Here is a 23,402-nt window from a genome sequence, read left to right on the forward strand (position 1 = left end):
AATTATGTCTCAAATTGCGATTAATACCTCACAAAATGTAAATATTAACTTCAACATTGCCAGTGTTGGAGAAAGGATGCTTGCATTTATAATTGATCTCCTGATCAAGGTAGCTTATGCCGTGATTATTTTCTATATTTTTTTCAATTTCTTTGATTTGGGATATTTATTAAATGGTCTGGATCAATGGTCTCAAATGGCTATTTATATCGCGATCACTTTTCCCATTTATATTTATCCTGTTGTTTTAGAGAGCTTAATGGAAGGTCAGACGCCAGGTAAAAAAGTAATGAAAATTCGTGTTGTAAAAATTGATGGCTACCAGGCAAGTTTCGGGGATTATATGATTCGGTGGGTATTCAGGTTAATCGATACTTCTTTTGCAGGAGTAATAGGACTGGTTTCTATGATTGTTTCTAAAAATAATCAGCGTCTGGGTGATATCGCTTCTGGTACAGCAGTTATCTCGTTAAAAAATAGTATTAATATCTCCCATACTATTCTTGAAAATATTCATGAAGATTATATTCCGTCTTTCCCACAGGTCATCGCCTTAAGCGATAATGATATGAGAATCATTAAAGACAATTATACGAAAGCATTGAGAGTGGATGACCGGCAGATTATCAATAGACTTTCTGACAAGATCAAAAATATACTGAAGGTAGAAGTAGACCCTACAAAAATGACGGAAAGACAGTTTATCAATATTGTGATCAAAGATTATAATTATTACACGGGAAAAGATAATTAAGAGCTTACTCTAGATCGTAACTACCAAACTTCTTCACAAACAAACATCAGGTCGGTGCAGTTTTTGCAGACTTATTAATCTTAAGCTTTTAATTATGAAATTTGAAAACAATAAATCCGGAAACGGCGGGGTTCTTACATTAAATAACGAAGTAAAAGAGATTGGCAGACTAACTTATACTATTTTCCCCGAAGATCATAAATTTATCATATCATTTGTATTGGTTCACCCTGAATTTGAAGGCCGTGGAATGGGAAAATATTTGGTAGAAGAAGCCATTAAATTTGCCAGAGAAAATAACTGGAAAGTATACCCACACTGTTCTTACGCAAGATCTGTTATGATGAGAATGAGCGATGTCGATGACATTTTTCTAAAGAACTAATACTTCATTCAATAATATCTCCTCAATATCATCCGGATAGCTGACCTTCAGATGTTGGTCAGAAGCTACCCATGTCATGATCTCTTCCAGCTTTAATATTTTAGAATTGGGAATTCCCATTGCATCCAGGGCACAAGCGTTGCATTCTTGTTCGTATTGGTTATGGATAGGAATAACAAATAGTTTTTTATCCATAAATAATGCTTCAGCTGGTGCTTCAAATCCTGCATTGCATAAAATCCCATCACAATTCTCAAAATATTTCAGATACTGAACCTCATCCACAGGGAAAACTTCAACATTCTTAATTTTAACCTGGACTTTACTGTATTTTGAAAAAACTTTCCATTGAACCGGAATTTGTCTTAAGACCTTAATGATGTTCTCATCTGAAAAGCTAGGTAAATACACAAGGTAATATCCTTTCTTATCCGGATTAAGGTTTCTGATTTTATGCCGTATCACCGGCTTTTTTATTTGAGGATGATAATTCTCGAAATGAAAACCTATTTTTCTTTTACTGGGCACATAATATTTGAGAATAAGCTCTCCCAAAAAATCTTTTTTTTCAGGCTTTGGCGTTTCAGGAAAGCTCATAGATGCCTGATGGCTTAATTCGATCATGGGCAAGCTCTTCAACCTGGAAGCCCAACCTGTTAAAGGTTCGTAATCATTGATGATTAGATCATACTGCTCTAGCTCTAATTCCCTGATTGTTTTTACAGCATCAAAAAATTTATTTTCCGTAAATGTTTTTCGATAGGATAAACCGCCTGTTTTATTGTAAAGCAAGGAAATACCCCTATATTGAAAGTTAACATCAAAATCAGCCTTTAATTGAGATTGGTGACCACTTATCAAAGTATCCACTGAGGCATATTTTTTAAGAATAGGAATAATCTCCTGTGCCCTTGCAACATGTCCGTTTCCAGTACCCTGGAATGCATACAAAATTTTCATTCGGAAAAATTGGTTACTATTTTCAAAAGCTCGGATGTATTGATATCCAGAATCTCTTCCGCTTCATCATCTTTAAGCAAATCTTTATGATCATCATAATAAAAAATTTTCCATTCTTTATTGTGATACTCCAGAGCAGATAGGTTTTCTATCCAGTCTCCGGAATTAAGATAAGTACAAGAGCCTTTTTTATTAACAACTTTTCGGATTTGAGGCTGGTGGATATGTCCGCAGATTACATAATCGTAGTGGTTGTCAATGGCTAGTTCAGAAGCTGTCAGTTCAAAATCGCCAATATATTTAACCGCTTTTTTCACATTATTTTTGATCTTTTTAGAAAACGAGTACTTTTCTCTTCCCATCTTCTCCAAAGCCCAGTTTACAATATTGTTGATTACAATAAGTAAATCATACCCCTTCCCTCCAAGTTTAGCAATCCACTTGGAATGTTGAACAGATGCATCAAATACATCCCCGTGAAAAATCCATGTTTTTTTATGATCGATATCGAGACAGATTTTGTTACAGACTTTAAGTTTACCTAACTCAAAATCAGTAAACTTTCTGAACATTTCGTCATGATTACCTGTGATGTAGTACACATCCGTATTTTTAGTAGCAAATGAAAGAATCTTTTTGATTACTTTCAAATGAGGTTTAGGGAAGTAAGACTTTTTGAATTGCCAGATATCGATAATATCCCCATTCAAAACAAGAGTTCTTGGTTGAATTGAATTCAAATATCTCAATAACTCTTTAGCCTTACATCCATAAGTTCCCAAATGAACATCCGAAATAACAACTAACTCAATGTCTCTTTTCATTCGTATCTTTTTCAGCTTTTTTAAATTTGGCCGAATGGAACGCCAATGCGTTTCATAGTTTATACAAAGAAACTAATTGAAAGTTAACTATATATGAATGTTATATTATTTTTTATAACGAGTTCATCAACTCGTCAGTGATTTCCATGTTATGATAGACGTTTTGCACGTCATCGTCCTCTTCAAAACGGTCAAGCATTTTCATGTTGGCTTTGAATTGTTCTTCAGTAACTTCTTTTGTATTGTTTGGAATCCTTTGAAGTTCCGCACTTGTAACCTCTATTCCCAACTCGTCTAATTTATGCGATAATGATCCAAAATCTTCAAAAGCCGTCGTGATCATTACTTCTTCTTCGTCTTTATCAATATCTTCAGCACCACCGTCAATCATTTCCATTTCAAAATCATCCCACTCCATTTTAATTTTAGAAAGATCGATATTGAAAATACCTTTTCTATCGAAAATAAATGCCAACTCTCCATTTTTACCAAGGTTACCGTCAAACTTATTAAAAACAGCTCTCACATTGGCAACAGTTCTTGTGGTATTGTTGGTTGTACATTCAATAAAAAATGCAACACCCCCTTGTCCATATCCTTCATATGTAACTTCTTCGTAGTTTTCGGCATCAGCTCCGCTAGCCTTTTTAATTGCTCTTTCTACGTTATCTTTAGGCATGTTTGCACCTTTTGCATTCTGAATACATCTCCTTAAAGCAGGATTGGATTCAGGATCAGGGCCACCTGCTTTTACCGCTAAGGCAATGTCTTTACCAATTTTAGAAAAAGTTTTGGCCATTTTATCCCAACGGGCCATTTTAGAAGCTTTTCTATATTCAAACGCTCTTCCCATTTTATTTTTAAATTTTCAACAAAATTACTTAAAAGTCAACGAAAAAAAAATACCTCCAAAAAATTTGGAGGTATTAATTATTTAGAAAATTAAATTATTTTCTTCTTTTTTTAGCTGGAGCTTTTCTCTTAGCTGGAGCTTTTCCTTTCTTGATTACAGTTTTCTTCTGTACTACTTCAAGATCAGATTTTTTAAGTGCATCCCAAGCAGCACCGTTGATAGCTTCTACTTCAACTTTTCTGTCTACCATTCTTTCAGCATCAGATGCTTTTACAGAAACTTTAGCGTCTCTAGAACCAACACCTACTGATTTCAATTGGCTTCCGTTAACTCCTCTAGCTTCAAGGGCAGCAACTACAGAAGCAGCTCTTTCTCTTGAAAGTTTCAAGTTGTAAGCAGCAGCACCTTTAGCATCAGTATGACCAGTTACTAAGAATGTACCGTCGTTAGACTGCTTAATGATTGTTGCAGCTTGATCTAATTTACCATTAGATTCAGGTCTGATTGTAGCTTTGTTGAAGTTGAACAAGATATCTTTAAGAGCACCTGTAGCTTCTTTAGCGATTACGTCTTTTGGCTTAGGACATCCGTTGTACTCTGGAAGACCTGGAACAGTAGGACAAGCATCATCTTTATCTAAGATACCGTCACCGTCTGTGTCTGGCCAAGGACAACCGTTGTTTTCAGCTGGACCTGCTACTGTAGGACAAGCATCATCTTTATCGATAACACCATCACCGTCAGTATCTGGCCAAGGACAACCGTTGTTTTCAACTGGTCCTGCTACGTCTGGACATTGATCGTCTTTATCTGGAACTCCATCACCGTCAGTATCAGGACATCCTTGGAATTCTGGTAAACCTGGTGTATCAGGACAAAGATCGTCTTTATCTAAGATACCATCCTTATCTCTATCTCTGTTACCAAATCTAAAGTTCAAAGATGCAGAAGCTTGCCAGAAGTTAGCAACTGTAGATTTATCACCTGGAGTTGAAACATAATCTCCTTGAACTCCTAAACCGAAGTTTTTAGTTACCCAGAAGTTAATACCAGCACCAGTAGAAACTGTAAAGAAGTTAGCTTTACCATTTTCGTTACCGTTGCTACCATTAGTAACAACTTCACCATTAACATCAGTTCTTGGGAAAGCAAGAGCTGTATAATCGTGTCTAAGGTAGTTTGCACCTACTCTTAAGTATGGGTCAAACCAAGACTCTTCGTTCCATAAAAGACCCGCCGCCTTAGCTTGGAAACCAAGACCAGTCATTAGGAAAAATTCTTTTCCTGATTCGAATCTTTTATTACCAACATTCCCTACTGAAGTCTGCCAGTCAATTACTAAACCTTTACCGATATTTCTAGCAACAGTAAGTTTAGATAAAGGAGGAGTGATAGAGAAGTTGTTCACATTGAACAAAGTCTTCGTTAAATTTCTTGCAGCAAAAGTATTACTAAAGTTGTTTCTCTGAGCTGTATGGTTCTCCGCGTGAGCACCAACCCCGATCATCCACGGATTGTTGGTAGTCTGAGCGAATACAGTAGAAGCAACCGTAAGTGCCAATGCTGAAATTCCTAATTTTAGATTTTTCATAGAATTAAATGATTAAATAATTGATAATGCAAAATAAATATAATTTTTCTTTATATACAAAGTTTTTTAAATGATTTTTAACTTTTCTTTAATATTCTATCCAGGGTACGTTTATTTTCTCTATCTTTTATCGCTTCCCTTTTATCAAAAAGCTTTTTCCCTCTAGCCAACGCTATCAGCACCTTTGCTTTTCCCTTGTCATTGATATATAACTTTAAAGGTATGATAGTGTTCCCTGCGTCTTTTAACTTTTTCTCGAATTTCTGTAATTCTTTTTTGTGCAAGAGCAATTTCCGTTCCCTTTTTGTCTTATGATTGTAAAAAGTTCCTAATTTATACTCATCAATCATCATATTAATGATATATAATTCCCCATCAATAAACTGACAGAAGGATTCTGCGATAGATGCTTTAGAGGAACGTAAAGATTTTATCTCGGTACCGGTTAAAACCATTCCTGCCTCTACTTCTTCTATAATTTCATACTCGAAACGGGCTCTCCTATTTAATATATTGACTGTTTTCTCGATCTTCATTATTTTAAAATTTCATTAATGAAATATACAAAAATACCTTTCATTTAAAAACTTGACTATTACATTATTATAAAATACCCAAATTCTTTTCGTATTTTTGCGCCAAATTTACAAAACTATATGTTAACAGTATCTAACTTATCTTTACAATTCGGGAAAAGAGTTCTTTTTGACGAGGTAAACATCATGTTTGCCAAAGGAAATTGTTACGGGATTATCGGAGCTAATGGAGCAGGAAAATCAACATTCCTTAAAATATTAACTGGAAAACAAGACCCAACGACAGGAAGTGTATCATTAGAGCCTGGAAAAAGAATGTCTGTTTTAGAGCAGGATCACTTTGCATACGATCAATATAATGTTCTGGAAACAGTACTAAGAGGTAACAAAAAGTTATTTGAGATAAAGGCGGAAATGGATGCGTTATACGCAAAAGAAGATTTCTCTGATGAAGACGGTATTAAAGCCGGAGAACTAGGCGTTATTTATGATGAGATGGGAGGATGGAACTCAGAATCTGATGCACAGACCATGCTTTCTAACGTAGGGATCAAGGATGATATGCACTGGCAGATGATGAGCGAACTTGAGAACAAGGACAAGGTAAAGGTTCTTTTAGCTCAAGCTCTTTTCGGAAATCCTGATGTATTGATTCTGGATGAGCCTACCAATGACCTGGACATTGAAACGATTGCATGGCTAGAAAATTTCCTTGCAGATTATGAAAACACAGTAATTGTTGTTTCTCACGACCGTCACTTCCTGGATACCGTTTGTACCCACATTGGTGACCTTGATTATGCGAAACTTAACCTTTATACAGGTAATTACTCTTTCTGGTATCAGGCATCTCAATTAGCAACAAGACAAAGAGCTCAGGCTAATAAAAAAGCTGAAGAAAAGAAAAAAGAACTTCAGGACTTCATTGCAAGGTTTAGTTCTAACGTTGCAAAAGCTAAGCAGGCAACTGCAAGAAAGAAAATGATCGACAAGTTGAATATCGATGATATTAAACCTTCTTCAAGAAGATACCCGGCAATTATTTTCGAAATGGAAAGAGAGGCTGGTGATCAGATTTTAGATGTAAAAGGTCTTGAAAAAACGAAGGATGGAGAATTGCTTTTCTCTAATATTGACTTAAACCTTAAAAAAGGGGATAAAGTTGCTGTACTTTCAAAAAACTCTTTGGCTATTACAGAATTTTTTGAAATCTTAGCAGGAAACGTTGAAGCGGACAAAGGAACTGTTGCCTGGGGTGTTACTACTACTCAGTCTCATATGCCTTTAGATAACACTGATTTCTTCCAGGAAGACATCAATCTGGTTGACTGGCTAAGACAATTTACCAAGAATGATGAGGAGCGTCATGAAGAGTTTATGAGAGGATTCTTAGGAAGAATGTTATTCTCAGGAGATGAAGCTCTAAAATCTTGTAAAGTACTTTCCGGAGGTGAAAAAATGAGATGTATGTTCAGTAGAATGATGCTTCAAAAAGCGAACGTTTTACTTCTTGATGAACCGACTAACCACCTAGATCTTGAAAGTATCACCACATTAAACAACTCTTTATCTAACTTTAAAGGAAATCTTTTATTAGCGTCTCATGACCACGAAATGCTTCAAACGGTTTGTAACAGAATCATAGAATTGACTCCTAAAGGAATTATCGACAGAGAAATGAGCTACGATGATTATCTTGCAGACAAAAAGGTAAAAGAATTAAGAGAAAAAATGTACTCATAATTTTTGAGCTTATACCATATTAACAAAAAATCCTCAAATATTTTGAGGATTTTTTGTTTTTCGCCAACTCTATTCTGGTTGTAAATCAACGAGATATCATTTTAACTAAAAAGTCCTTTTCCGGAAAAATCACAGAAAAGGACCTACACTTAGTATTTAAAAACCACATTATACAATAAACAAAGATGCAATTGCAGTTGCATCACTGCCACTTAAAATTTCATCATATGCAGCAGAGCCTGCAGCAGCTCCAAATGCGTTAGCCGTATTAAATCCAGCCTGATTGATATTATCTTCTCCTTTGTATACAGGATCAGTAGCAGACGGCATATTTCCTCCATTTGCCAGCTCGATCCATCCTTTATTGGCTCTCATTCTCCTTACCTGAGAAGCATGACGTGCTTCTACCGAGTGAATTTGTAAGGCAGCCTGTAAAACTACTTTATTAGACATCACATTACCTGCCTGTCCCTTATATGCCCTCACACCAGTATCTTCAAAGGCTTGTGCAAGCACAAGAAATTGATTATAATCTGTAAAAGGCGCAAAATTACCATTTGCTGTAAAGTCAAAATTAGGTTTTGCCCCAGGTGTCACTCCCAATGATGTTAATGTGTTTTTTAAGAAACTAACGTGGGCAGACTCGTGTTTGGAGATCTGCATAAAAACAGTACGGTCTGCATTAGGGATCAGACCAGCTTTACCAAGTCCGATGCTATAATATTCGCTTTCCAGATATTCCAATGTCAGAGCTAATTGTAAAGCATCTGTCAAAGCACTTTTTAAAAAGCTTCCCGGAACCGCAGCCCTTGTAGTTTCAGCCTTTGCAGGAGTTGACATAGCTACTCCTAGTCCTAAAGGTACAGCGGCAACCGCTGCTTTTTTCCCCAACAATGAAATATTGGTGAGTGTTTCTAATCTCGAAGCTTCTGATGTAAAAAATTTATCATCAGAAAATTTATCTAATAATTTAAGAATGTTCATAATAATACGTTTTAAAAGTGAATAATTTAGTTGATACCTCTTTCTTTCCAGGTAAATGAAGTTTTTATAAACCCTCCTGCGGCCATCACCACATCCTTAGGTTCTTTGGCTACATCCAATCCATTGGCATCAACCACATCATCTCCGGAAAAATCTGCCGATCCCGGATTAATCAGATTTCTGATTGCAGAAGCGTGTCTTGCTTCTACCGAAACTATTTTCCCGGCAATAACTAAATAATCGGGATTGGTTATATATTTTCCCGCAGCATTATAAGCAGCAACACCGGTATCTTCCAAAGCTTTTGCTGTTGCTAAAACAGAGCTTCTGTTGCTAAAATTCACATTCGGGTATTGAAACTCAAGCTTGGGTAATACGTTTGAGGTCACACCAGTTATAGCAGCTTTAAAAAAATCACGATGAATTACTTCATGATGATATAAATCTGTAAATAATTCTTTTTCAGCATTTGAAATGCCTGTATAAAAATTATTAACCACTTTTGTATAGAAATCTGCTTCAAGTTGTTCCAGAGCATAGGCATAATTAAGAACGCCTACATCACCTGTTCCCAAGTCAAATACCTGATTATCCACTGTTTGGAAATCATCATTATCATCACACCCGACCAATGCAAGCCCTGCCATCGCAAGACCAATGCCGCCGAGTTTTAAGAAATTTCTTCTTCCTGTATCCAGAGATGCTCCCTGGCTGTTAACATTGATTGTCTTTTTCATAATATTAATCTTTTAGAGTGTTTAGTTATTTAATATCATTTACGACAATCTATTTCGTTTGGTTTTACAAAATCAAAATTTTTATTAATTTTTATTAAAATTTCATTACAATCACCACTAAACAGTTAAAAACCAACACAATAAATATTTAACTTAAAATTAAGAACAATTATCTTTTTTCATTTCTCAAATACTTTGTTTTATATGATTATATTAATATTTTATCATTACTTTTTAAAATATATTTTCCCTATTTTTGTGAAATGAGTCAAAAATGGATTTACAAGCCCGAACCCGACGAGGAAGTTGTGGACAGATTAAGTTCGTCACTTGGTTTTGGAACATTTGAATCTAAACTTCTCGTTCTAAGAGGAATTGACAATTATCAGAAGGCCCGGGAATTTTTCAAACCTAATCTTACTGATATTCACAGTCCGTTTTTAATGGCGGATATGCAAAAAGCCGTAGAGCGAATTGCAACAGCCATTGAAAATGGAGAAAAAATATTAGTATACGGGGATTACGACGTAGATGGTACGACTGCCGTTGCATTAATGTATCTCTACCTCAGCAAAATAGTCGAAAAAAAATATCTGGATTATTATATTCCGGACAGAAATTCTGAAGGGTATGGAATTTCAACTGAAGGAATTGATTTCGCCAAAGAGAATGGCTTTTCATTAATTGTTGCTCTGGATTGTGGAATCAAGGCTATTGATATGATTAATTATGCTAAAGATTTAGACATTGATTTTATCATTTGCGACCACCATTTACCTGGAGAAGAAATACCCAATGCTGTTGCTGTTCTGGATCCTAAAAGAAATGACTGCAGATATCCGTTCAAAGAACTTTCCGGATGTGGAGTCGGCTTTAAATTATGTCAAGGTCTTAACACTATCTATAAACTTCCGGAAGCTGAATTATTTGAATTAACAGATTTGCTGGCCATTTCTATTGCTGCAGATATTGTTTCTATGACCGGAGAAAACAGAGTTTTAGCCAAAATGGGATTAAAAACTCTTAGAAAAACAAGAAATTTAGGATTAAGATTATTAATTCCTGAAGATAAGCTATCTCATTTCGAAATTTCAAATATTGTTTTTGAAATTGCGCCCAAAATTAATGCTGCAGGGAGAATTTCCCATGGAAAAGCCGCTGTAGAGCTTATGGTTTCTGATAACTTAAAGCATGCACATCAGATTGTCAGTGATATAATGGGGCTGAATGATGAGAGACGTGAACTGGATATGAACTCTACCCTTTCTGCCTTAAATCAGATTATCGAATCCCAGCAGGAAACAAAATTGACAACTATCGTCTACCATCCGGAGTGGAATAAAGGAGTTATTGGAATCGTTGCATCAAGACTTATAGAAACTTACTATAAGCCTACTTTGGTTTTTACAGATGGTAATAACGGGGAAATGGTTGCTTCAGCAAGATCCGTTTCCGATTTTGATGTACATGAAGCATTGGATCTTTGTTCTGAATATTTTCTGAAATTTGGAGGACATCATGCTGCTGCCGGACTTTCTATGGAGAAGGAAAAATTTGATGCTTTTAAAGAAAAGTTTGAAAAGATCGTTGCTGAAAAAATTAAGGAACACCAAAAGGAACCTTCTATCACAATAGATTCTGAAATCGAAATTGACGAGATCAATAGAGAGTTTATCAATTTTCACAGGAAACTTGCTCCTTTCGGTCCGCATAATATGAAGCCTATTCTGGCATTAAAAAATCAAAAGCTTTCCGGTTATATAAAAACAATGGGAAAAGACAACAACCACGTTAAGTTTTATATCAAACAGGAATCAACAGGCAGAAATATTGAATGCGTTGGTTTTAAGCTTGGACAGTTTTCCGAGGATTTCAGAAACAAACATTTCGATTTGGTATTTACTTTAGAGGAGAATCACTGGAAAGGTAATGTAACGCATTATCTGAATATCAAAGATGTTAAGTTTAGGGATTAGAAATGAGGGCTTAGGATTTAGGGCTTAGAAACTAGAGAATAGGAAATATGGGAAACTATAAGGAATTAATTGTTTGGCAGAAATCTGTTGATCTTGTGACAGAAGTATATTCTTATACCAAAAATTTCCCTAAAGAAGAAATGTATGGTCTTACAAACCAAATCCGACGTTCTTCAATTTCAATTCCATCAAATATTGCTGAAGGCCATTCAAGAAGATCACAAGCCGACTATATCCAATTTTTAAAGATAGCAAGAGGAAGCTGTGCTGAACTGGACACTCAACTCATTATTTCTAAAAATCTAAGAGCCTGTTTAAAAAAGTAATAATAAAAAATAGTAAGGGTTAAAAGTTGCATAAAAATTGTCATTTTAGAGTTGCAAAAGAAAAAAACATCAATGTATCCAACAGACTTAACCCAAACTCAGTGGCAATTTATAAAAAAAGCATTAGATTTTGATGACAGAAAACGAAAATATGATTTGGTTGTCATTTGGAATGCTATCAGTTATTTAGTAAAAACAGGCTGTCAATGGAGACTTTTACCTCATGATTTTCCCAAATGGCAATTGGTTTATTACTATTATTCAAAATGGTCAAATCTGGAGATTTTCGATTTATTATTATCAAAATTGAGAGAGGAAGTACGACGAAACAGGGGTCAGAAAGCGCAGGCAAGTTTAGGAATTATTGACAGTCAAAGTGTTCGTTGGGGAAATAACCGTTCACTCAATGGCTTTGACGGAGGTAAAAAAATAAAAGGAATCAAGAGACACGTTGTGGTAGACAAAAATGGTTTTTTGTTAGCCGTAATGGTAAGTGTAGCCAATGTTCATGACAGTAAGGCTGCATTGTTACTGATCAAAACACTGCGATATTTACTAATTCCGCTTCAGGTAATCCTGGCGGACGGAGGTTATAGAGGAGAGATTATTGAGGAAATAAGAATTAAGTTTAATTATATCATTCAGATCGTAATGCGGAGTGACAAAAAAGTAAAAGGGTTTGAGCCAATTCATAAACGATGGATTATAGAGCGTACATTTGCTTGGTTTGATAACGATAGAAGATTATGCAGAAATTATGAACTCTTAATGGAATCCTCTGAAAACATGGTCAAATTATCCGCCATAAAATTATTACTGAATAAAATTTAAACAGACTCTAAATTACTTGAGCATTAACGAATTCGAGACTTTAGCTAAAACAACATCTGAAATTTCAAAAATGCTCAATGCTATTATTACAAAGCTTCAGACCAACCCTAATCCCTAAAGCCTAATTGCTAATCCCTCATTATGAAAAAAATCGGTTTATTTTTCGGTTCCTTTAATCCAATTCATATTGGACATCTTATTTTGGCCAATTATATTTTAGAGAATTCGGATATGGATGAGCTTTGGTTTGTTGTAAGCCCTCAAAATCCATTTAAAGATAAAAAATCACTACTGAAGGACCATAACAGGTTGGATATGGTACAGCTCGCTGTAAAGAACTATCCTAATATGAGAGCTTCTAATGTTGAATTCTCTCTGCCGAAACCTAGTTATACCATTGATACCCTCACTTATCTTAATGAAAAATACCCTGAGTATTCTTTCAGTTTGATAATGGGAGAAGATAATTTAGTCAGTCTTCATAAATGGAAAAATTCGGAAACATTGATTAAGAACTACCATATCATTGTTTATCCAAGAGTTTTTGAAGGAGAGAAAAAAGATTCAGACTATTTACAACATGAAAATATTTCTCTGATAAAAGCACCGGTTATCGAAATATCTGCTACAGAAATTCGTAATATGATTAAAGAAGGCAAAAATGTGAGACCGATGCTTCCTCCAGAAGTTTTTGAATATTTGGACGGAAGTAGTTTTTATAAGTAATTTTGCAAACTAGAAATGAGAGGTTAGAAACTAAAAGTTAGAAAAAGGACTCTTACCTTTTAACCCTCAACTTACAACTAAAGAAATGAACTTCATCGAAAAATTTTTCTCAAAATATCCCCAGGAAAAAATCATTAAATGGTTTAAGCAAATCTGTGTAGCGGAAGCAATTTCCTGTTTTCTTCTTTATGGAGTAGCAATGATCTGGAAAAGATATGATGATGAAGGTTTACTTCCTACCATTTTTATTATAGTTGTTGGAAATATTCATGGTCTTTTCTTTACGCTCTATCTTTTACTGTGTTTACCTGTAAGAAAAATCTTTAAATGGGACGATGAAGATTTTGTCTTTGCATTACTTTCCGCTTTTTTCCCTTTTGCAACCATCTGGGTTGATAAAAAGCTAGCCCGCTTCGACCGGGAATAAGTATCTTTCTTTTTTGTACTAGTCTATATCCTATTTTACTTATAGGATATACATACTTGTGTTCAAAATAAACCAAAACTTTTACAAAAGTAACTTCAATACGGCTCCAAAATTTTAAATTTTTATGTTAAATTTTTAGAATTTTAAGTTTCAATGTAACAACTTAGACTGTCCAGTTGTCTAATTAAATAGCAAACCAAAGTAATAAGAAAATTTTTAATTAAAATTTTAATACCTGATAATCAGTCAATTAAAATTATGAAAGAAACATTTTAAGTACTTTGTATTGCATAATACTAAATTTATTATATATCTTTGCTATGTTAAATAATAACAAATACAAGCTATTAACAGATTAAGAAACTAAAATCATGAAAACTCATATACTTTTTGCAGCTTTATTTTTCAGTGGATTTGCTTTTTCTCAACAGAAATCAGATACTTTGAAAACTAAAAATATAGAGGGAATTAATTTAAAGAAACAAGTCTTTAAAAAACAAAGTGATCGATTCATCTACGATGTGGCTTCTTCTCCAATTGCTAAAGGAACCAATACATTCAATTTATTAAAACAAACTCCGATGATTTCGAGTATTGATGGCAAGACCTTAAAAATCATGGGGAAATCAGAAGTGGTTATCTACATCAATAACAAAAAAACGAATATGGATTCGGAAGCATTAATTGAAATGCTGAAGAATACTCCATCAGAAGATATTCAGAAAATTGAGGTGATTACCGTTCCAGGAAGTGAATTTCAGGTTGAATCCAATGACGGAGTGATCAACATTGTCATGAAGAAAAGCAGAAATAATGGTTATAATGGAACTCTTAAAATGCAAAATGAACAGAGCTACTATAATAATCCTTCTGCCGGAGCATCCTTTAATTTCAGAAAAGATAAGCTGGCTGTTAATACCAATTTCAATACAGGAAGCTGGACAGAAAGAGAAAAATACAGACTTTCAAATGGAGATTCTACTTTCAGAAATGAGTCTTATGGCTTCAATGATGATCCTAATAAAAATTTCGGAGGTAGTGTCAATATCGATTATGAAATCAATAAAAAGCAAAGCTTAGGCTTTACTTACAATATGAGATATAACAAAAGTTTCAATTCGATCCTGGATATCACAAACATTCAGAATGGTGTATTGAAAAACAGAACAGTAAATGATGAGGATGCACAGACAAGGAATCACTCTTTCAACTTAAACTATGAGATAAAAACGGATTCATTGGGAAGCAAGTTGACATCTAACATTTCTTACCTATGGTTTAACAGAGATAAATCAAGCATCAATGAAACGTTTCCTTTCATCGTTGATGAGAATAATAAATATGGAGCTTTTAAACAATGGGTTCCGCAAATCATCAACAATTACGCCGCGAATATTGATTATATCAAAAAGACCACATCAGGAAATTCCTGGTTAATGGGAGCCAGCTATAACAATACCAAAACTGATAATGATACCAGACAAGAAATTTATACTCCTAATGGATTCATTAATGATTTCGCTCAGACCAACCACTTTATTTATAAGGAAAACATTCTGGGACTTTATCTGACTTACGAAAGAAAACTGAATGAGAAACTATCAGGTAAAATAGGAGCACGTTATGAGATGACCAAAAGTAATGGTGAAATTTTAGGAAAAACCAGTTTTGAGAGAAACTATAACAACCTGCTCCCTTTTGTTAATTTAAACTACACCATTAATCCGGACAACAATATCACTTATACTTTTTCAAGCAGGGTGAGAAGACCTAGATTCTGGGAGCTTAATCCGGCAAGAACCTATTTCACCCCTGACAACTATACTCAGAATAATCCTTTTGTACTGGCCTCAAAGTATTACAATCAGGAGATCAATTATATGTTTAAAAATGCTTTCTATGCTAACCTTAGTTTTAATTATGTAGAAGATGCATCAAGCCAGCTGCCATTGCAAGGATCTTTGACAAAGCCTGTAAAAGACAAAAATGGAAATATAATTATAGGCAGTGACGGAAAGCCTCAAATGGCCACTACTAAGTTTCTGAGATATATAAGAACGAATTATGGTAATAATAAGCAATTGGGATTAACCTTGGGAATGAACAAATCATGGTTTAAAGAAATCTGGACAACCAACTACTCTATTAATTTAGCTTACGCCATGTACTCGGGTAAGGTTAGTGAAGACCCTACTTCAATGCCTGTTCCCGGACAAACAGAAGTCCTGTCCCCTTATATTGTAGATGTAAAAAATTTCAATTTTTCGGCACAGTTCAATAACAGCATTCGCCTTTCTTCTAAAAAAGACTGGTTTCTGGGAATCAACTACTTCTATGCAAGTAAAAGTAAAATGGAAATCGGAGAACTGGGAACAAGACAAAGCTTGGACCTTAGTGTAAAAAAGATAATGGGTAGCTGGACCTTCTTAGTAGAACTCTATGATGTGTTTAATCAGAATTTCAACCAGATCAACGGAGTTCAGCCTGATGGAAGCTTTAATAATGTAACCAATTTTGGATATCCCAGAATCTTTAGTGTAGGAGTTACTTATAATTTTGGAAATCAAAAACTAAAAAAGACACGAGAAATGAAATCAGCGAATGATGCTGTAAAATCAAGAACGTAATAAAAACATACCCACTTAAGAATTATTAAATCAATAATATCATGAAAACGCCACTACTTATCGCAGCCCTATTCTTTAGCGGATTAGCTCTCGCACAGGAAAAGAAATCTGACACTGTAAAAACTAAAAATATAGAAGGGATAACTTTAACCAAACAAGTATTCAAAAAACAAAGTGACCGCTTCGTTTATGATGTTGCAGCATCTCCTGTTGCCAAAGGAAATACGACATTTGATATTTTAAAGCAGACTCCGCTTCTTTCAACTACTGATGATAAAACACTGAAAATTGCAGGAAAGAATAATGCTCTTATCTATATTAATGGCAGAAAAACAAATATGGACGCTGAGTCCCTTGTACAATTTCTTAAAAATACTCCTGCAGAAAATATTCAAAAAATTGAAGTAATCACTGTTCCCGGAAGTGAATTCCAGGTTGAATCTTCTGACGGAATCATTAATATCGTTTTAAAGAAAAAAATGAGTGATGGTCTTAATGGAAACATGAGAATGGCCAACACTCAAAATAAATACAATGCAAGTTCAGCCAGTTTCTCTGCCAATTACAGAAAAGATAAATTAGGAATCAGCGCCAATCTTAATGGCGGAGAAAACATCCAACCTCAATCTTATATTCTAAGAAACGGAACAGATCAGCTAAAGAATGAGTCGGTAGGTGATATTGATGATCCTAATAAAAACCTTGGTGGATATCTAAACATTGATTATCAGCTAACCGATAAAAGTAACCTGGCATTATCATGGAATTCCTGGGCGAACAGAAGCTATAATTCTACTATAGACCTATTCAATACCATGACACAGCCTGATGATACAGGAGCAATGGTTACATCATTTACCAGAACAAAAAACAGAGAAGACGCAAGAAATTACAATAATTCCGTAAACTTAAACTATGAAATAAAACTTGACTCCCTTGGCAGTAAATTTAATGCTAATGCAGCATATCTCATCTACAAAAGATTTCAGTTTTCACGAAACAATACCATGCTTCCAGACAAAGTAGGCGGTTATTCCAGATTTGGAAAAACAATTACCCAGAACATCCCACAAGTCATCAATAATTTTTCCGGAACAGTCGACTATATTCAGAAATTTAAAAACGATTTTACCATTTCTCTTGGTGGAAATTTTAATAGAACTAAAACAGATAACGATACCAAGAACTTTACTTATCAATTCGTAGACAAAAATGGCAATGATATTAAAGATCCTCAGCCTACACCGGACTTCAACCATTTCATATATGATGAAAATATATATGGAATGTATCTGACCCTTGAAAAGAAATTTTCAGATAAGTTCTCAGGAAAAGTAGGAGCTAGATACGAGATTACCAATAGTCTGGGGACAGCAGATAGCCCGACCAATCCAATAGAAAGCCAAAGACAGCAGAGAATTGAGAGAAATTACAATAATTTCCTGCCCTATCTAAGTTTCAATTATGCGATTAATGATAAAAATAATATTTCTTATTCATTTTCCAGTAGAATGAGACGTCCAAGTTTTTGGGAACTTAATCCGGTAAGGAATTATATTACAGAGTTTAATTATACCCAAAACAATCCATTTGTAAAGGCCTCTTCCACCTATAATCAGGAATTGACCTACATGTATAAAAATTCTTATTTCCTTATTTTAAATCACTCTTATTTCAAAGACCAGATCACTCAGGTTCCTTTACAGGGTTTTATAAAATCAGCTGACGGTAAGATTGGGACTCAAAATGTATTACGCTATATCAGAACAAATTTTGGAGATAAACAGGAAATGTCTGCAATGATTGGAATTCAAAGAAGTTTCTTCAAACAGTATCTAACCTTGAATTTTAATGCCGGAGTCCAGCACAATATCAATAACGGTTCTTTGGCTGAAGATCCAACCACAGGAGATACTTTCGTAGATAAAGACGGAAAACCTCTTGTATATACAAACACAGTAAAGTCAACTAGTATAGTAATTACAAGTAATAATACAATTCGTTTGGATAAGAAAAAGACATGGTTTTTAGGAGTTAATTATTTCTTTGTTGATAAGCAGCAAATCGAACTGGGAATGTTAAAAAACCTCATGAGCTTAGATCTAAGTATAAAGAAAAACTGGAACGACTGGACCTTTGCACTGAACGTCAATGATGTTTTAAGAACCAATATTGTAGAGATCGAAGATTATCAGGCTAACGGAAACTATAACTATATCAGAAATGATCAATACAGAAGGGGGATGACGTTAAGTATCACTTACAATTTTGGAAATCAAAAACTGAAAAAAGTAAGAGACATTGAGGGTGCTTCCGATGCTATTAAGAGTAGAACAAAATAAAAACAATCATTCTTCATATCAATTATTTTTAGCAAGCTCACTGATTTCTCAGCGGGCTTTTTATTTTAATATTAATGAATGAATGAATGTGTAATTACCCCATTCAACTGTTGGTTTATGGGAATTCTAAAAGATATTTATAGTATTTTTTTAATTAAAAGACCCGTTACAGGATGTGTAACGAGTCTTATATTAAATATTAAGTTCTAATTAATTACAGGTAATTCTGAAACATCTTCCAAAACGATTCATACATTCAAGCCATTTACAACCTCCACCATAAATTGGCATATCACTTCAATAAATGTTTTTTAATAAATCTATGTTTAATTTCATTTAATTTATAGTTTCATAATAATTAAAGAAATAACAAAATTTATTTCTTAGGCAAAAAAACTTCCGCCAGCATACAACGTGCACTTCCCCCGCCATTTACCTCGATTGTATTAAGATCGGAATAAATAATCTCGCAATATTTTTCAATCGCAGAAATTTGTTCTGATGTTAAAGACTCATAAGCCGTCTGACTCATTACCAGAAACTTTTCACCTTGCTTATTTTGAACCTGAAGCATATTTCCAGCAAACTGATGCATTTGTTCTTCGGAAATTTCAATAATTTCTTTTCCGGAGTTTTTAATGGTTTCGATTACTTTACTTCTCTCCAATTCATTATCAATACAGTCTAAACAGATCACTACAAAACGATCCGCTACACACATCATTACATTGGTATGGTATATTGGAAGTCTTTCAGAGCCTACTGTTTGAAATGAGTGAAAAACAATCGGAGTAAAACCGTATTTTTCACAAAAATCTCTGAATAATTTTTCATCCAGCCTTAAAGAAACAGAACCATAAGCAATTTTATTGTCATGATCGAAGATCATACTTCCGGTTCCTTCCAAAAAATGTCCCTGGATTTCCGGAAATGACCAGTCGTCAATTTCGGTTATTTCAAAACCTTTATCTTTTATCTTCTCCAGAATATCTTCTCTTCTTTCTACTCTTCTATTTGAGGCAAACATAGGATATAAAACTACTTTACCATCATTATGAAAACTTACCCAGTTATTGGGAAAAATAGAATCAGGAGTATGAGGATCTAATGTATCTTTAATCGCGATGACATTGATTCCTTTGTTTCTTAATTTCTCAACGAAAATATTGAACTCTCCTAAAGCTTTAGCCTGAACATCAGAATCTTTCTGTTCAACCTGAAAGTAATTATTTTCTGCGGTTTCCGCATTATAGCCGAAAGCGATCGGCTCTATCATTAATACTGTATCTGTTGTTTGCATTATTTTAAGTTTGAGAATATTAGGGTTTGAGAGTTTGAGTGTCTTAGCCTGCTTGAAACTAGAAATTATTTTCTTCTTGATTAAAAGATGAAAATGAACACCATTTTTCTGACTGATTGATCATACTAACTAACATTCCAATTATTTGATTATACTGATTATTTAAATTATTAAATTGCTCTTCATTAATGTATTTACATGCTAAGGAAAATTGCAACCAGGTTTGAGTTTCTCTAGCCTCGCCTTCTGAGTCTGTAAGCTTTGCTACAAAAGACTTTTCATATTTTCTTTTTCCCCACGCTTCACTAATATTAGCAGAGACTGATCTTGATGACCTTCTGATTTGGTCTGTAAGCGAGTAAAGTTCTTCCTTTGGAAAAGATTTTGAAAGTTCATAAATAGTCATCGCCATTTCAAAAGATCTTTGAAAAACTTTTAAATCCTGATGAAACTTAACTGTTGACATAATTTAAAATTACACATTATAAGTAAAATCTTTCTCACTCTCCTACCCTGAAACACGCCCACTCTCTTACTCAGAATTACTCTCTTACTAATGGCATTGTAGAGCAACGTAGAAGCCCACCCATTTTAGATATTTCACGGTATGGAATTTCTTCTACTGTCATTCCCCACTCATTTCTTAAGTGATTATTCATTCTCGTAAATGCTTTGTCTGAAACAATTATCTCAGGAGAAATTGAGAAGATATTAGGAAACATTTCAAACATTTCTTCATCAGTAACGTGGAAGCAGTTTTCTTCTCCGAAAATATCAATGATCAAACGATAATCACTTTCATCTACAAAACCTTTTTCATAAATGATGCATTTATCATTTCCAACGGGATTAAATGTACAGTCCAAATGCAGAATACCTTCAAAAGGATTCTTGTCATTTTTCTTTAGCTCAAGATCAATAATTCTCTTTTTAGGAAAATATTCCTTGAGAATTTCGATGGCATATTCATTGGTTCTTGCTGTTTTATAGTTTCTGTAGTCTTCACTGAAGCAGGTCCCTATAAAGAGAAAGTCACCCCAAACAATCACATCTCCGCCTTCAATATGAGCTGTTTCCGGAAGATTGATAATTTTTCTCCAGGCTACTTTTTCAAAAACTTTTTTATATGCATCCTGCTCATCTGCTCTGTCAGCAATAACATTTGAAATAATCATTTTATCGTCGATTACAAAAGCAACATCTCTTGCAAAAACCTGGTTGTAGTCTTTAATAATGCTGGGACGCAAAACTTCTACATCATGTTTTTTCAGAACAGCCTCAAAAGCGTTCATTTCGTCGATAATATCCTCTTCTGTAGGATATATATTATTTTCGATTGAGTAGTATGATTTGGCATCATAACTTTCCTCAAGTGTAGGAACCGGTCCCAGGGAATTAGGTTGGCCGAGAACAACTGATTTTAGCCTTCCTGTTTCATTTTTAATATTTAGTTTCATAAAGATTTATGCAATATACAAATATAAGTAAAGGTCTCTATTTGGAAAACTTTTGAATTACTTTATACAAAGAATTAATAGTACTATTCCATCTTCTATAGTTATAAAGACAAAATCGCTGATTTTAAGAGCTTGTCATTTAGACGGTAAGAGAATACTCAGATTGGAACAGATAAATTGAGCTGATTTAACGACTCTCATGTCATTGTACTATAAACAACATCAACACAAAATAAGAATCTATAAACCATTGGTTATTATATTATTTATTTCAAAAAAAAAAACAAAATTTAAAATAAACTTCATAATTTAGTGATATAATTTTCAAAGAAAATTAAAACTTAACCATTAACATCAAATACCAAAAACATGAAAAAAACCAATTCTGTGCTAAAACATGCACAAAAATTAGGAAGAGACCAACAAAAATCAATTATCGGAGGTGCAGGCCCAACTAAGCCAAGATACTGCTGTGAATGGAATGACGACGGAAGCTGTAGAATCTGGACATGCGGAAACTGTGTCTGCCCATAATACTAAAAACAAAAACCTGCTAACTTTATAGCAGGTTTTATTTTTTTAATAATCTCATAAATTTATATTTTATGAATTGTTTCCTATAAAAAATCCCAAAGTAAACTTTGGGATTTAATTTATATTAAGCAGATATTATCTGTTTACCATAGCAATATAGTCTCTTTGCTGAGCGCCTTGGTATACTTGTCTTGGTCTTCCGATAGGATCTCCTTTCAATCTCATTTCTTTCCACTGAGAAATCCATCCCGGTAGTCTTCCTAACGCAAACATTACGGTAAACATTTCAGTAGGAATACCTAATGCTCTGTAAATAATACCTGAATAGAAGTCTACGTTTGGATATAGTTTTCTTTCGATGAAGTATTCATCTTCAAGAGCAACTTTTTCTAATTGCATTGCAATGTCTAGAGCTTTATCCTGAATTCCTAATGCAGTAAGGATATCATCAGCAGCCTTTTTAATAATTTTCGCTCTTGGGTCGAAGTTTTTGTAAACTCTGTGTCCGAATCCCATTAGACGGAAGTTATCATTTTTATCTTTTGCTTTAGCAACGTATTTAGATACATCACCGCCATCTTTTTCAATTAACTCAAGCATTTCGATTACTGCCTGGTTAGCTCCACCATGAAGTGGTCCCCAAAGAGCAGAAACACCTGCAGAAATTGAAGCAAAAAGTCCTGTGTGAGCTGATCCTACCATTCTTACTGTAGAAGTAGAACAGTTTTGTTCGTGATCAGCGTGAAGAATCAATAATTTATCTAAAGCATTAACTACTACTGGATTCATTACAAACTCTTCATTTGGTAATCTGAACGCCATTTTGTAGAAATTCTCTACATAGTTAAGGCTGTTATCTCCATGGTTAAGAGATAAACCTTGTGTTTTTCTATAGGTCCATGCACAAAGGTGAGAGAATTTAGCAATCATCATTTCTGCTGCATGATCCATTTCTTCTTTAGAATTTACATTTACTGCTCTAGGGTTAAATGCAGTTAATGCAGATGTTAAAGATGATAAAACGCCCATAGGGTGAGCAGAACGAGGAAAAGCATCGATGATCTTTTTCATCTCTTCTGCAATGAAGTTATATTGTTTAATGTTTCCTTCAAAAGCTGTGTACTGACTTTGGGTAGGTAATTCTCCATTTAACAAAAGATACATTACTTCTGTAAAATTAGACTTCTCAGCAATTTGTTCGATAGGATATCCTCTATAAAGCAATTCTCCCTGATCTCCATCTAAGTAAGTGATGTCGCTGATAGTTGCACCCGTATTTTTATAACCTAAATCTAGGGTGATAAGACCTGTTTGGTCTCTTAGTTTTGAAATATCTATCCCTCTGTCTCCGATAGTACTATCCACGATTGGATATTCATATGAATTACCGTCGTAATTCAATATAACTTTGTTGTCTGACATTATTTATTTTTTTATAAATTTACTAAAATTCCATAAAAAAACAGCAAACAAAATATCGTTTGCCGTC

The 23,402-nt window shown here is 34.3% G+C and carries 22 protein-coding genes; 11 read left to right on the top strand and 11 right to left on the bottom strand.

All coding sequences use genetic code 11. The annotated features are described in order from the left end of the window. The first annotated feature begins 4 nt into the window (after positions 1 to 4). Together CJF12_RS11815 and CJF12_RS11820 are read left to right on the top strand one after the other, a co-directional pair. Entirely contained in the window at positions 5 to 754 is a 750-nt protein-coding gene (locus tag CJF12_RS11815; protein WP_034685539.1) for an RDD family protein, read from the top strand. 94 nt (positions 755 to 848) lie between these two features. Continuing rightward, positions 849 to 1,139: a GNAT family N-acetyltransferase gene (locus CJF12_RS11820; RefSeq protein ID WP_034685538.1), complete on the top strand. Its 291-nt coding sequence runs from the start codon at positions 849 to 851 to the stop codon at positions 1,137 to 1,139. On the opposite strand, the gene CJF12_RS11825 is transcribed toward CJF12_RS11820, so the two are convergent. The 5 genes from CJF12_RS11825 to smpB form a co-directional block, all read right to left on the bottom strand. Continuing rightward, on the bottom strand, positions 1,128 to 2,099 hold the full coding sequence (locus CJF12_RS11825; protein WP_034685536.1) for a glycosyltransferase family protein: 972 nt from the start codon (positions 2,097 to 2,099) through the stop codon (positions 1,128 to 1,130). The genes CJF12_RS11820 and CJF12_RS11825 overlap by 12 nt on opposite strands. Continuing rightward, entirely contained in the window at positions 2,096 to 2,923 is an 828-nt protein-coding gene (locus tag CJF12_RS11830; protein WP_034685535.1) for a UDP-2,3-diacylglucosamine diphosphatase, read from the bottom strand. Before CJF12_RS11830 ends, CJF12_RS11825 begins: the two co-directional genes overlap by 4 nt. Positions 2,924 to 3,035: 112 nt before the next feature. Next, positions 3,036 to 3,776 carry a YebC/PmpR family DNA-binding transcriptional regulator gene (locus CJF12_RS11835; protein WP_034685534.1) on the bottom strand — a complete coding sequence of 247 codons (741 nt, stop codon included), beginning with the start codon at positions 3,774 to 3,776 and terminating at the stop codon, positions 3,036 to 3,038. A 94-nt stretch (positions 3,777 to 3,870) separates the two neighbouring features. Then, complete coding sequence (locus CJF12_RS11840; RefSeq protein WP_034685533.1) at positions 3,871 to 5,367, bottom strand: OmpA family protein; 1,497 nt, start codon at positions 5,365 to 5,367, stop codon at positions 3,871 to 3,873. A 77-nt stretch (positions 5,368 to 5,444) separates the two neighbouring features. Further along, the gene (gene smpB, locus CJF12_RS11845; RefSeq protein WP_034685532.1) at positions 5,445 to 5,903 is read right to left on the bottom strand and encodes an SsrA-binding protein SmpB; all 459 of its coding nucleotides are present in this window, start codon (positions 5,901 to 5,903) and stop codon (positions 5,445 to 5,447) included. Between the two features lie 120 nt (positions 5,904 to 6,023). Here smpB and CJF12_RS11850 point away from each other — a divergent pair, with 120 nt between their 5' ends. Further along, entirely contained in the window at positions 6,024 to 7,646 is a 1,623-nt protein-coding gene (locus CJF12_RS11850) for an ABC-F family ATP-binding cassette domain-containing protein (protein ID WP_034685531.1), read from the top strand. 168 nt (positions 7,647 to 7,814) lie between these two features. Here CJF12_RS11850 and CJF12_RS11855 read toward each other — a convergent pair whose 3' ends face one another. Both CJF12_RS11855 and CJF12_RS11860 read right to left on the bottom strand, forming a co-directional pair. Continuing rightward, complete coding sequence (locus CJF12_RS11855; protein ID WP_034685530.1) at positions 7,815 to 8,630, bottom strand: ferritin-like domain-containing protein; 816 nt, start codon at positions 8,628 to 8,630, stop codon at positions 7,815 to 7,817. A gap of 26 nt (positions 8,631 to 8,656) precedes the next feature. Further along, complete coding sequence (locus CJF12_RS11860) at positions 8,657 to 9,367, bottom strand: ferritin-like domain-containing protein (protein ID WP_034685529.1); 711 nt, start codon at positions 9,365 to 9,367, stop codon at positions 8,657 to 8,659. A 263-nt stretch (positions 9,368 to 9,630) separates the two neighbouring features. Between CJF12_RS11860 and recJ the strand changes: the two genes are divergently transcribed. From recJ to CJF12_RS11895, 7 genes are all read left to right on the top strand, one after another. After that, complete coding sequence (gene recJ / locus CJF12_RS11865; protein WP_034685528.1) at positions 9,631 to 11,343, top strand: single-stranded-DNA-specific exonuclease RecJ; 1,713 nt, start codon at positions 9,631 to 9,633, stop codon at positions 11,341 to 11,343. 47 nt (positions 11,344 to 11,390) lie between these two features. Continuing rightward, positions 11,391 to 11,669, top strand: coding sequence for a four helix bundle protein (locus CJF12_RS11870; protein ID WP_084675658.1), 279 nt, complete (start codon positions 11,391 to 11,393; stop codon positions 11,667 to 11,669). A 72-nt stretch (positions 11,670 to 11,741) separates the two neighbouring features. Continuing rightward, positions 11,742 to 12,500 carry an IS5 family transposase gene (locus CJF12_RS11875; protein ID WP_095591055.1) on the top strand — a complete coding sequence of 253 codons (759 nt, stop codon included), beginning with the start codon at positions 11,742 to 11,744 and terminating at the stop codon, positions 12,498 to 12,500. Between the two features lie 141 nt (positions 12,501 to 12,641). Next, a complete protein-coding gene (gene nadD / locus CJF12_RS11880) occupies positions 12,642 to 13,226 on the top strand; it encodes a nicotinate (nicotinamide) nucleotide adenylyltransferase (RefSeq protein WP_034684894.1) in 585 nt (194 codons plus the stop codon). Positions 13,227 to 13,311: 85 nt separating this feature from the next. Further along, on the top strand, positions 13,312 to 13,653 hold the full coding sequence (locus CJF12_RS11885) for a DUF3817 domain-containing protein (protein ID WP_034684891.1): 342 nt from the start codon (positions 13,312 to 13,314) through the stop codon (positions 13,651 to 13,653). 371 nt (positions 13,654 to 14,024) lie between these two features. Beyond that, positions 14,025 to 16,280: an outer membrane beta-barrel family protein gene (locus CJF12_RS11890; protein WP_051887283.1), complete on the top strand. Its 2,256-nt coding sequence runs from the start codon at positions 14,025 to 14,027 to the stop codon at positions 16,278 to 16,280. A gap of 41 nt (positions 16,281 to 16,321) precedes the next feature. Then, positions 16,322 to 18,622: a TonB-dependent receptor domain-containing protein gene (locus tag CJF12_RS11895; protein WP_034684889.1), complete on the top strand. Its 2,301-nt coding sequence runs from the start codon at positions 16,322 to 16,324 to the stop codon at positions 18,620 to 18,622. A gap of 376 nt (positions 18,623 to 18,998) precedes the next feature. On the opposite strand, the gene ctlX is transcribed toward CJF12_RS11895, so the two are convergent. From ctlX to CJF12_RS11910, 3 genes are all read right to left on the bottom strand, one after another. Further along, positions 18,999 to 19,922, bottom strand: coding sequence for a citrulline utilization hydrolase CtlX (gene ctlX / locus CJF12_RS11900; RefSeq protein ID WP_034684887.1), 924 nt, complete (start codon positions 19,920 to 19,922; stop codon positions 18,999 to 19,001). A 58-nt stretch (positions 19,923 to 19,980) separates the two neighbouring features. Continuing rightward, complete coding sequence (locus tag CJF12_RS11905) at positions 19,981 to 20,388, bottom strand: four helix bundle protein (protein WP_034684884.1); 408 nt, start codon at positions 20,386 to 20,388, stop codon at positions 19,981 to 19,983. A 76-nt stretch (positions 20,389 to 20,464) separates the two neighbouring features. After that, positions 20,465 to 21,379: a dimethylarginine dimethylaminohydrolase family protein gene (locus CJF12_RS11910; protein WP_034684880.1), complete on the bottom strand. Its 915-nt coding sequence runs from the start codon at positions 21,377 to 21,379 to the stop codon at positions 20,465 to 20,467. Positions 21,380 to 21,748: 369 nt separating this feature from the next. On the opposite strand from CJF12_RS11910, the gene CJF12_RS20035 reads away from it, so the two are divergent. Next, complete coding sequence (locus tag CJF12_RS20035; RefSeq protein WP_165569118.1) at positions 21,749 to 21,913, top strand: hypothetical protein; 165 nt, start codon at positions 21,749 to 21,751, stop codon at positions 21,911 to 21,913. 135 nt (positions 21,914 to 22,048) lie between these two features. Here CJF12_RS20035 and CJF12_RS11915 read toward each other — a convergent pair whose 3' ends face one another. Beyond that, positions 22,049 to 23,335, bottom strand: coding sequence for a citrate synthase (locus CJF12_RS11915; protein ID WP_034684876.1), 1,287 nt, complete (start codon positions 23,333 to 23,335; stop codon positions 22,049 to 22,051). Between the last annotated feature and the right edge of the window lie 67 nt (positions 23,336 to 23,402).

Origin of the sequence: Chryseobacterium piperi, assembly GCF_002285635.2 — a bacterium.
Taxonomy (GTDB): Bacteria; Bacteroidota; Bacteroidia; order Flavobacteriales; family Weeksellaceae; genus Chryseobacterium; species Chryseobacterium piperi.